Source organism: Rhodococcoides sp. S146-33, assembly GCF_059489205.1.
In genome coordinates, this window is the sequence record NZ_JCAJWY010000001.1 from 1,209,968 (window position 1) to 1,221,110 (window position 11,143).

The window sequence follows — 11,143 nt, forward strand, 5'->3', positions numbered from 1 at the left end:
CGGTGACGAGAGAGGAGACGCCCGGTGACTCCACTGGACGAAATTATCGAGTTGGCCAAAGGGGCCACACCCTTGCCGCAGGTCCTTCGCGCCGTGAAAGTAGTCGCCTCGAACACTGAATCAACAGACCTGCTCCGGTGGTGCAATCTCGAGCTGAGCGGCTACCCACTCGAAGGAACAGTACCGACCTACCGCGGTCCCTTCGACGTCGAGCTATTCGGAAATTTTTGGGGTCCAATCAGCCGTGCAAATAACGCCCGGATTTCACCCAGCAGTCTGCCTGACTACATTCGGCGTGCTCCGTTCACCGCTGTTCAGTTTCATCAGGGGGTTGGGGAGATCGAGAACTTGGCAGAGGAAGACCGTACCTTCACGTGGCTTTCTGACCACGTCGACGGCTACAACAAGCTCGTTGCTGCCGGTGAGATCCGCTCCCCTCAGCCGGGTATGCAGTTGAAGATGGTGAAGATGCCGGTTGGACGGTCGCAGTTCGTCGGCATTCTTGAAGCAGTCCGAAACGAAGTTCTCGATCTCGCGTTGGAGTTGCGCCGCGAGGCTCCAGACGCGGGCCTACCGAATACGTCTCCAAGTACGAAGCAAGCTGTGGTGAATGTTGTTAACAACAACTACTTCCTTAACAACGCCAACCTCTCGGGGTCTAACAACGCAATCGGTAGCACGTCTTTCGCGCAGTCGGGAGTGGACCGCGCTGCAGCTCATTCCGCTAGTGATGGTAAGCCGAAGTAGAGAAGAATTGCCTGCGTGATCGTTGTCGCTACCGGCACCGCTACCTTGCCGGCCATTGACGACAGCCAGTTGCGAACGTTGCTCCCAACACCTGCGTCCGCCGTGGGTCCGTCCGCGTCGATCGCGGCGTCGAGTTCGCCCAGTTGTTCTTCGCTGACTCCCTCGTTCTTCAGTGTTTCGTGGAGGGCGGTTCGGTCGCCAGGCGTGATCGCGGTGTACGTCTGCTGGAAGTCGGAGCCACCAATTGCGTTGTTGGATCGGGAGAGGTCGGCGTTGTTAAAGTTGAAGTTGTTGGTCACGTTGATTGGTCCAGCTTTCTCTGTAGGCGTTGTACTCGTCTCAGCGGGCAGCGCCCGATACGGCTGCGAGTTTTCCAGATCCAAAGCGATCTGAAGGGCCGCATCGCGGATTCCATCGAGCACGCCCTGTATGTGGGCGGGTGTGATGTTGACCTGAGCCGTTTCCAGTTGCCATAGCTCGGGCATCACGCGCGGTAGTTTTCTGCTCGCCACCATCGCGTTGTACCCGAGCACGTAGCTCGGATCCCAGCCGAAGGTGAGCCCTGATTGTTCGGCATAGCCCTGGAGCACCGACAGCGCCTCGCGATATTGGTGGTTGAACAAGATGCCTTCGTGCGTCTCTTTGGGGAATCTGACCTTGTCGATGGCTGTCACCTTCACTGGGCCGTAAGGATGCCTGAAGTGACCGAAGACTTGGAACTCGAACGGGCCTCGGTACGCCGGAACCTTGGTTCCGACGACGTAACCGTTCATTTCGGCGGCAGCCCAATCGATAAGGGCTTGATTGGATGTCCGGTGACCGTGAACCTTGAGTAGCTGCACGACGGTGCGCAGGGGCTCATCGCCAGTCGCCGCGTCGATGATCCGTTGTAGCGACGCGTGAGCACTGCTGTCGTCCATCTCGCCATTGTGTCCTATGACCTGCCGAGGTCGGTTCAAGCTTGGGTCCTCGTGTAAAAGGTCCGCGAAGTCGCCGGATCGTCTACTCCGCGCTGAAGGTACTTACGGGGTCGGTGGTGCAATATCTCTCGCAACCACTGCTGTAGTGAGTGGAGGTACGACTGGTTCGTCATCTAGAACATCTCCGGCTGTCCAGATTGTGATGTCTGGACAGCCGTGGCCCCATCCCCAGAGTTCGATGCCGGATTCGCTAGGCAAACACCAGAGCGCTCGATCGTAAGGGAGAGAAAGCTCAGGGTTCGATGACTGGATTTGCTCCGCTGACGGTCCGAAGCCCCAACTGTTTGGGTTAATCAGATCCGCCCGACCGAGGCCGCCGAGGACGTGTGTCAAGAGTGCACGCTGGGGGACGTCGTCTTGGACCTCCGCCAATCGATCGAGGAATTCCTGCTCGTCCGCGTACAAGATCAAAGATCTGTCCCGGGTGGCGAGATTGATGCCGGGGTTACGTGCTGCCATCGCAACCCATGATGTGTAGAGAAGGTAGTGGGCTCGGACCTGGAAGGCGCTCAGTGAAGTGATCAGGCTGGACCATGTGACTGCCCGGTCGTCCCGACCTCCGGGGGTTCGGCCGGCGGCTAGTACGCCGCCGAGGTAGTCGACAATGACTTCGTCGTCGCAGTACGACCCGCTTTCGAGAACGGAATGCGCTGTGCGTGGATGCACATCCCCGCTGCGGCCGCGGGTGCTGCTCACTCGGTCTGCTGTTTCGACGATGCGCCCGACGTTGCCGACGCGCTTGGCCGTGTAGCGCCCGAGTGCCTCACCGATTTCGTCTGCTGCAGGTCCGAGGACTCGCTTCAGTATTCCGCCGGCTTCTCCGGCCGCACGGTCTAGAGCCTTACCGGCTGCTCCTGCCACCGCCACGGTTGCTGGGTCCACCATGCGCGTCCTCCTTGTACGGATCTGTCGATGCTCCTCGGCCGATGCTACCCAGTGCTCCGTGCAGCTCAGACCGCGCTTTGCGCGTGATGTCGAGTGGGCTTTCGGCGGTTGCCCCCAGTTGTGGATCGGGCTGTGTCCTCATGTGTTTGTCCGAGGGTTCCCAGGCCGCTCCGCTCGATCTCAGGCAGCCACAATCGGGTCCGAAATCCACAGCCGGGGACTCCCGACTCCGCGCACCTGTGGCGCGCGGAGTCGGGACTCACGCCGCTCGCCCTGAGCGTCTTTTCTGGTGACCCACTGCGCAGGCTCCGCGAGCCACCAGTGATTCCCCAGGCAGAACAAGCTATTACTTAGGTGCCCGGCGGCGACCACATTCACATCGCTGCATCCGCTGTCCGTGAGGACGGTACGAAGGTCAACACGTTCAACGACCGTAAGCGTGCACAGGCCGCGTGCAACACTCTCGAACACCGGTACGGTCTGGAAGGTCTGCAGTCACGCGAACAGCAACTCGGTGGCCGCGGAACCAATCCTGCCGAGCAGGCTCGTGCTGACCGAGCGCGCCTGCCGGAGACGGGCCGAGATGTGTTGGAGTGGCGCGTGCGTGCTGCGGCTACTGCGTCGAAGACCGAAGCAGAATTCGTGTGTCGACTACGGGGCAGTGCGGTGTTGGTGCGGCCGCGTTTCACCAAGGGAACCGCCGACATTGTCGACGGTTATTCGGTGGCGCTGCGACCGAATCGAGGCGATGGCCCGGCCGCCCCTGTTTGGTACGGCGGAGGCAAGCTGTCGAAAGATCTGACGCTGCCGCGACTGCGCAGCAAATGGGATACCTCCACCGAGGAATCGGCGAACGCCGTCGATGAGTGGGCTGCGGCGAAGACCGGGAAGCCCGCCAAGAGGAGCGGGCCGGAAGCTGTTGTGGCCAATCCGAAGCTGCTCGCGCGAGCAGCGGAGGACCTCGAACGGTGGAACGACTACCTCACGAGCATTCCGGTTACCGATTGCGCGCAATGGGCGCGCGCGGCCGGCCGCACTTCGGGGGTATTCGCAGCGTGGTCGGCGAAGGTCGAGAACAGTCCGGGGCCGCTCGCACACGCGTCGAAGCAGCTCGCCCGCGCGGCGCAGTTGCCGTCGCATCAACGCGCCGCAAAGCCGGCCGGTGTGGTGTCGGCCGGCGGCGTGGCATCGATCGTCATGGCTTGCAAACCAGGACTCGACTCCACCACCGGATACATCCTGCTGCTGCGGCAGTTGATGAAAGCAACCGAAGCGATCGCGGCCGCGTCACGCGCGGCCGGTGATGCGGCGTACGCACGCGACCTCGAGGTCGTCACCCGGGAACGGCTCACCGCGACGCATACTCGGCTGGAAGTTGCGCAGTCGACCGTAGATCGGACCGCGGTTGACGTTGTTGAGAGCGGGAATGCCCCCATCTCGGGTTACACCGCTGCTGAGCTCGCGGACGCCGAAGGGGCGGCACGCTTCACGCAGAGCACAACCTCCACATCAACCTCCTCTCGGCCGCACATCGCGAATGACGACGCTCGAACTCGACCACCACTGTCGCGCGAGCGTAGTAACGATCGAGACGGCAGACACACTCGCTGAGACGGCGAATCGTGGGTGAGCGATCGGCAGTCGCCATGCACGACTGTCCTGAACTGACGACATAATGCGTTGATGCGGCCGGAGCTCACACACGTACTGTCGTTGCCGAACCCCATCATCGTGGTCAGCGGTGACACTGGCACCGGAAAATCCTCGATACTCAGCGCTCACCAAACACATCGCGCGGCTGGCGGCGTGATTGCACCGCCACCCACCACATGCTCCTGGGACGGTGGCGCGCTGCAGGTGGCAATCCTTGAGGGTCTCGTCTCTGCTCTCAGCACGTCCATCCTGGACCGTACTTTGTGGCGCAAAGTCCAACACCGGTTCGACATGGCGAGCAAGCAGATGGCTGCGGAGCTAGGAAAGAGCTTCGCGAAGGCTGTCACTCAAGAACTGATGGCCTTGGTCAAAGGACGCCTGGGCGAGCATGTGGGCGAGGGGGCCGCCGCATTCCTCAAAGGACTTCGGCGCGACACCACCGAGGAGATGCGGCGAGATCTTCAGACCCGCAGTGATAGCAACGTCGTCAAGCTTCTCGTCCGTTTATGCGACGAGGTGTCCAGCGTTTTGAAGCGAGATTTGATCCTCGCGATCGACGAGTGCCAACGACTGACAGATGATGATCAGCGCACATTGGCGAGCCTGGTTCTGGCACCGCCTAAACGAGCGCAGCTCGTCCTGGGCTGGTCTTCTGCAGCCCACCACCCGCAGGTCGGTCTGGCACGTCTGCGCGAAGCAGGATGCGGCGAAGCCGTCGTAGACGGACTCGACCATGCAGGTGTCAGATCCATGCTGACACGAGCCGGTCTGTCGACGACTCATGCAGACCGAGTCCATTTTCTCAGCAACGGATTCCCGCTCATCATCGAAGGTTTGATTGGTCAACTTCGTAGTGGAGGATCGCTCGACGAATACACACCCCCTACCGCCTTCGTCCTGTCCCTCGAACACGCACTGGCCCGACTCCCCGCAGATGCACAGGTCGCAGCCCGCCAACTGGCTGTCTACGAGCTTCCCCCGAACGAGCGCACCATCGCCGGCTACCTCGATCTCACCGCGACCCAATGGGGCGTCTTACGGACAGCTCTTGAGCGAGAGAGCATTCTCAGTATCGACCGCAACGGACAAATGTGGTTTCACGAGAGCCGCCGTGGTCATCTCTGGAACTCCATGCTCAGCGATACTGAACGCGAAGAGATCGGCGAACCGGCGTACCGAGCCCTCCTCGACGAGTACCGACGAGACAGGATCGAATTCAGTGGTTTGATGGTGCCGATCGCACGGACAGCCGCGTTCGCGCTCACCAGTCAAGTCGACAACCCCGCCCTCACCACCATCCTGCAGTTGAACTCGGCGGAGCTGGCAGTTCTTGCAGCTCTGATCGAACTGGAGACCACGCATCCGGGTGGCGTGTGGACCCCTCCCGAACCGGCACTGATATACGCGCACAACAGGTTCGGGGCCGATCGTGGAGAAGCGCTCACGGCAATCCCAGTGCTACTAGAACAGGGCCTCATCACGACAGCTGATGAAGACACTCAAATCAATCCGGACCCGCATGTCGTGGTCACTCTCGATGCAGACCCGGACGACCAAACTCGAATCGTTCTACATGGACGAATCCAAGACGTTTTGGGTAAAAGTATGGTCCCTCAGATCACCAACCGGGTCGTGCACGAACATTACGAGCGGCTGCGAGTTGAATCGACGTTGGTGCTGACCGACCCGGGAAGGACCGACGCAAGCGAATTGTTGGACCGAGCGAACGAGCATCAGTTCTATCGATTCAACATGCTGACTGGTTCCGCCTATCCGGTCTTGGCTGTGTGGGTCGACTATGGAGGCCAACCCATCAGCATGTCGTCAATTTTCAACACCACTGTGAATCGACGAGACGCGAAGGCATCGGCGCTGACTGTAGATACCGTCGCATACGGTCGCCGAGTCAAAACGGCCAGAGTCTTCGAGGACCAGGCATCGACGATCCCGTCGCATCGGCTGTTCCAAGCAGTTCACCTGGCAACAGGACGACCCGTAGCGTCCGACGGCGCTGAGAAGTGGTGGATGAAGAACCCAGGACCTGCATTGCCGATGCGTGAATACGCCCACCGTCGCGCCGCACTCGTGGACATCCTTCGTAACAACGTCAGCGATGTCGAACGCGAGATCTATGCGCTGACCGAGCCTCGGGGATACGCCGTAGGACAAAGCCCCGACGAAACATACTTCTTCGTCGAACTGCGAGGAACATCTCGAGTGATCGAGCTGACGGAGTCGCAGCTCGGGATATTGCAGGACGACAGCCCTTTCCGTTTTGCACGGCTCGAACACCACCTCGCCTTGAGACCCGGAGAGCGAACGCATCACATCAACGAACGGGTCCAGGCTGCAGGACTGATCGACGATCCCGTCGTCGACCTCCTGGAAGACTTCTGGAACACCGCGCGGCGGTTCAACCGACTTCAGCCACCCCAAAAAATCAAGATGAAAGCTAGTGCGCTCACCCAACTCCTACGTTCCTCCCACATCAGAACAGCGGCTCTTGCTCGAACGCTGTCGGAGCAACTTACGATCGGTGGAGAACGGGGACATCGGCCCCAACACGCGCTCCGGGTTGCCGTCCATCTCGGGAACGCAGAAGTCCCATCACTGGTCGCATACAGCCAGCCAATCGGGGACCCCACCGATGTCCAGATCAAATTCGCGCAGCGGACATCCAACCCTGGGGATGCAGCCGGCCTGTATTCGGAGTTGTACGGCGACGACGAAGCGGTCGACGTTTACGGAGACGAAGCGCAGCCTGCCATCGCGACGCTGCTCGGGTTCAACTCCGACGAGATCGAACTGATGGCGTGAGTCTCGCTGCGCTTGAGCATGGTCTCCGGGAATGAGGAAAGGCCGCTGATACAGCAGTAACCGCACAACTGCTCGCTGCGACAACCATGTGAACCGTCGTTAGCGGTTACTCGGCAGCGGTATAGAGGGCGACTGTAAATCGAAAGTCGGCATCGCTCTGCGCAAACTCGTCACCATCGGACCGTTCGCGCTTCGGACCCGTCGGGACGCAGGACGTATCCACGGGTGAAGCCGTGGCGCCCTGTGACTTCGTGCTCGTATTCGATCTCGATAACACGTTCAGGCTTGACCCAAGTGAAGTTCTGCGCGCCGATGTCGGATGTGGATGAGAACGGAGAACCGTCTTGCTTTATGAGATTCAAGGCAGCTATGAGGCCGTCAATCCGTTCGTCGGGACCGGTTGCGCCTCGCGGTGTGGCTCTGGCTGCACCGAGGTACTCGAATCGGTTGACCGAGGTGAATTGTCCGGTGAGAATCGTGAGTACACGCCCCTCGGGGTCTGAGGTGTAGCCGCCGACTACTACCTTCTTCCGGGGGTACTCGAATTGGTCCTGGATCCATTCGGCCGCGGTATCGAGGTCCACGGCTTCGCCCCGGTGGTGGTCGATCATCAGCTTTCTGGTTGCTGCTTTGAGGTGGTCGACGAACTTCCTCGCATCGTCGTCCCCGCGGCGGGTAGTGGCGGAAACCCAGTACCAGAGTCGTTGACCGTCTTTGTCTACGAGGGGAATCCATTTTTTCTTTTCCGCGCAGCGGCCGCCGAGCAGGCCGTCGGCATCGAACTGCAATGCGACGTCACTGGGCAGGATGGGGGTGCCCATTCCGTGTGCGGCGGCCATCAACAGCACTTTCGACTCGAATTCGGATCGTCGCTCGGTGAGCTGGACGCGGGCGGCTTTGGCGGCGGCGTTGAGCGCTTGGCGTGATCGAGTTTCGTTGGGAGCGGTGAGGATGGGGACGCCTCGTAGGTCTTCGATACGGAATTCCGATCGCTGGTCGGTGTCGTCGACTTGAACTTCCAGCCATGCCCGGTACAGGTCTTCTGTGTGGATTTTATGGCTGAGCTGTTTGTACTGGGGGGAGTCTTTCGCGTCGCGAACAAACGGGAGGCCGACCACGACGTCGTAATAACCGGCAACCATCGGACGGATGCCGCGGGCCATGAAGTGGTCTGGTGCCCGATGGTGTTCACCGAGGACTTTCAGTTCGGTCCGGTAGCGGCTCGGCGTGCGCCCGGCGGAGCCGTTCTTCGACACCACTTCCTCGAATGTCAGGGCGGCGGGTGCTACAGCGGGCGTGTGATGCGGGAGGTGAAGGACTCGGACGTGCTGTGCTGGCCGCATCTCGTGGAGCGAGTTCAGTTTGTCGATGATGTCAGCAAACTCTTGACGCATCTTCTGCCCGCGCTTGGAAAGCGATAGTTCGTCACCGTCGACGTTGCGTCTGACCAATGCGAGCTTGGGGTTGCTGCTGCCGAACAGGTGCTCGACTTTCGTGATTCGGTCTTCGACTGCTCGAGTGTTGATGCCGAGAGCAGCTGCGACGGATGAGAGGTCTTTCTTGGTATCGATGACGTCGAGAATTGCGAGTGCCGGGTCGTATAGCGACTCGGGTTTGTTCCAGTCGATCGGGGGTCTTCCCATCCGCTGAACGTAGCTGTACGGACTGGTGCGATGCGTTAAAACGCGGTATCAGTTTTTAAAAATAAAAAAACATTTTCCGCCAATTTATTCATCCGGAAAGTATGCATCGTCGCTGGTCAGGTGGCATTCATCAAGGTAAGAATTGACGGCACACCCCCATGGCCGGGGGTGTGCCGTCCGGTTCAGCTCTCCAGCCTTCTACGACGAGGAGTAGCCATGCTTCATCCTATGCGGATTGGTTCGATTCCGATCCCCTTCAATATGTACTTTCGTGGGCGCACCGTGCGGGCTGCGGTGCGCATTCCGATCCTGTTTCCTCGAGCGTCGTTCCAGGCAGCGGGGGCCGCCCACTCCATCTGGATCGCCTCGAGCATGGCTGGGACCACTCTGCTGACGAACCAACTCGTTCCTGTCGTACTGGTGGGGATGATCGCAGTGATGATGGCAGCGGCTGCGAACAGGTCGCGTCTTGCGATCGTTCCGGTGGCAGCAGCAGCGGTCAACGTCGCACTCTGGGTCCACATCGAACAACCTTTAGTCGCCCTGATCCTGGTGGTCCTGATCGCGGCGTCGGTTGGCGTCGCGGCCGCCAGGAGGCGACGCCCATGCTTCGAGATCAGGGTGCCTTTCTGGTTCACCGACGCCGTGGGCGGACGGCACACCGCGGGCGATGGGAATTCCGCTGCCTTCGGCCTCACGATTCACGTGCCCAGCGCGACGTTCCAAGCCGCAGCAGCTGCCCACTCGCTGGCGATTGTCGCAGCCATGGCGGGTTTCGATCTCGGTAACCTCCAGGTGGCGGGAGCGCTCGGTGGGCTAGCACTCGCCATCGTGTGCATCGCGTACAAGACGTCGTTGCTGGCGATTCCCGCCGCGGCAACCGCCGTCAACGCTCTCCACTGGCACCTGGCAGGCTCTGACGCCCTCGCCCTCGTACTTGGTGTTCTGCTCATCGGAGCGGCGAGTATCGCGGGGGTCCGGCACTCGGTGATCCGCCTGCTGGCCGAGTAATCGCGGCGTACCGGATGTTCTAGCACGTCCACTACATTCGCCCCCCCCTGCCCCGTGTTCCCGGACCCTTCGAGGTCACGGAACACGGGGCTTTCGACGTTCTACGGAGCGATCCAGATGTAGTTCGATACGGCGAATGCTCGCTGGGGTAGTACGGAAACGGTCACCCAGTTTGCGCCGAGTCCGGCGTCGACTGTGATGGCGGCGGGGCCTCCGTCGAGTGGGAGTTGTGCGGAGTCGGTGAACGGTGCGATGCCGTTGACCCAGGTGACCTGGATTTCTGTTCCGCAGCCCGGCCGCGCTCCGAGGTCTCCCGTGGGTGTGGCTGTAAGGGTCAGTTGTCTGCGGAGACCCGTGCGCTGATCGCTTCGTCGTCCGCGACCAACGCCCGTGGGTCGAAGTCCGAGCGGTTACCACTGGGGCCGCTCACGCGGGTTCACGAGTGCACCGCGGAAAGTCTGGGCGAGCGGATCATTTTCTCGGCGGTGGTGACGACGCCGGATCGCTACTCTCGGTCCGGTTGTACGGTGCGGCAGGGCCGTCGGCCTGCAACCGGATGGGTCTACCGGGACGCGGTTTGTCGTTCACGCGTCTCCGGTAGAAACTCAGGGGGCTAGAGGAGTGAGCCGACGAGACCACCGTCGAGGACGAGGCTGCTGCCCGTGCACCACGAGGATTCCGACGATGCGAAGAACGCGACAGCTGCGGCAACTTCTTCCGGTGTTCCGTAGCGCCCTTGTTTGTCGGCGATGAGGCTGTCGAAGCCTCCTTCAGGTAGTCCGAGGGCCGCCTCGAAGGTGACCAGAGCGGTGTCGATGAATCCCGGCAGAACCGCGTTGACTCTGACTCCCTGTGTTCTGAATTGTGTTGCAGCAGTTTCGGTCAGGTTCTTCACCGCGGCTTTGCTCGCAGCGTAGGGCGCGAGAAGTAGAGATCCTGCTGTCGCGGTGATCGAGCTGATGGTGACGATCGCTCCACCGCCCGGCGTTGCGATTGCGGGTGCGGCGTGACGGATGGTCAGGAAGACTCCGTCGAGGTTGACGGCGGTGGTGCGTCGCCAATCGGCGTACGACATCTGTACGATGGCGCGAACTTCACCGACGCCAGCATTCGGAACTGCTGTGTGCAGGGCGGCGAAGTGCTCTCGAGGGTTTGCTCGACCAGTGACTTGACCTGCCCTTCGTCGGTGACATCTGCGGCGATCGCAATCGCTCCCTCGATCGAGGACGCCACCTCGTGCGCCGCGGCGTGATTAATCTCGGAGACAAAGACTTTGGCCCCGTCGGAGGCCAATCGGCGCGCGATGGCTGCGCCGAGGCCGGCCCCGGCTCCGGTGACGAGCGCTATGCGGCCATTGAGTGATTCGTTGAGTGGCATCGTGTTTGCTCCTCTTGTTCGATGGCTGGC

General features: G+C 60.9%; 9 protein-coding genes. 4 read left to right on the top strand and 5 right to left on the bottom strand.

Features of this window, described 5'->3' with window-relative positions; genetic code table 11:
* Nucleotides 1-24 precede the first annotated feature (24 nt).
* Nucleotides 25-747: an AbiTii domain-containing protein gene (locus AC5WEY_RS05830; RefSeq protein WP_495645052.1), complete on the top strand. Its 723-nt coding sequence runs from the start codon at nt 25-27 to the stop codon at nt 745-747.
* On the opposite strand, the gene AC5WEY_RS05835 is transcribed toward AC5WEY_RS05830, so the two are convergent.
* Together AC5WEY_RS05835 and AC5WEY_RS05840 are read right to left on the bottom strand one after the other, a co-directional pair.
* Nucleotides 717-1,667 carry an AbiTii domain-containing protein gene (locus tag AC5WEY_RS05835; protein ID WP_495645053.1) on the bottom strand — a complete coding sequence of 317 codons (951 nt, stop codon included), beginning with the start codon at nt 1,665-1,667 and terminating at the stop codon, nt 717-719. The two genes, AC5WEY_RS05830 and AC5WEY_RS05835, sit on opposite strands and share 31 nt — an antisense overlap.
* A 102-nt stretch (nt 1,668-1,769) precedes the next feature.
* Nucleotides 1,770-2,612, bottom strand: coding sequence for a hypothetical protein (locus AC5WEY_RS05840; RefSeq protein ID WP_495645054.1), 843 nt, complete (start codon nt 2,610-2,612; stop codon nt 1,770-1,772).
* 354 nt (nt 2,613-2,966) lie between these two features.
* On the opposite strand from AC5WEY_RS05840, the gene AC5WEY_RS05845 reads away from it, so the two are divergent.
* Together AC5WEY_RS05845 and AC5WEY_RS05850 are read left to right on the top strand one after the other, a co-directional pair.
* Complete coding sequence (locus AC5WEY_RS05845; RefSeq protein ID WP_495645055.1) at nt 2,967-4,223, top strand: relaxase/mobilization nuclease domain-containing protein; 1,257 nt, start codon at nt 2,967-2,969, stop codon at nt 4,221-4,223.
* Between the two features lie 246 nt (nt 4,224-4,469).
* Nucleotides 4,470-7,082 (top strand): hypothetical protein, encoded by a 2,613-nt coding sequence (locus AC5WEY_RS05850; RefSeq protein WP_495645056.1) that lies wholly within the window; start codon nt 4,470-4,472, stop codon nt 7,080-7,082.
* Nucleotides 7,083-7,252: 170 nt separating this feature from the next.
* On the opposite strand, the gene AC5WEY_RS05855 is transcribed toward AC5WEY_RS05850, so the two are convergent.
* Entirely contained in the window at nt 7,253-8,725 is a 1,473-nt protein-coding gene (locus AC5WEY_RS05855; protein ID WP_495645057.1) for a hypothetical protein, read from the bottom strand.
* Nucleotides 8,726-8,953: 228 nt separating this feature from the next.
* On the opposite strand from AC5WEY_RS05855, the gene AC5WEY_RS05860 reads away from it, so the two are divergent.
* Complete coding sequence (locus AC5WEY_RS05860) at nt 8,954-9,736, top strand: hypothetical protein (RefSeq protein ID WP_495645058.1); 783 nt, start codon at nt 8,954-8,956, stop codon at nt 9,734-9,736.
* 613 nt (nt 9,737-10,349) lie between these two features.
* Here AC5WEY_RS05860 and AC5WEY_RS05865 read toward each other — a convergent pair.
* Nucleotides 10,350-10,865, bottom strand: coding sequence for an SDR family oxidoreductase (locus tag AC5WEY_RS05865; protein ID WP_495645537.1), 516 nt, complete (start codon nt 10,863-10,865; stop codon nt 10,350-10,352).
* Entirely contained in the window at nt 10,754-11,113 is a 360-nt protein-coding gene (locus tag AC5WEY_RS05870) for an SDR family NAD(P)-dependent oxidoreductase (RefSeq protein ID WP_495645059.1), read from the bottom strand. Before AC5WEY_RS05870 ends, AC5WEY_RS05865 begins: the two co-directional genes overlap by 112 nt.
* Between the last annotated feature and the right edge of the window lie 30 nt (nt 11,114-11,143).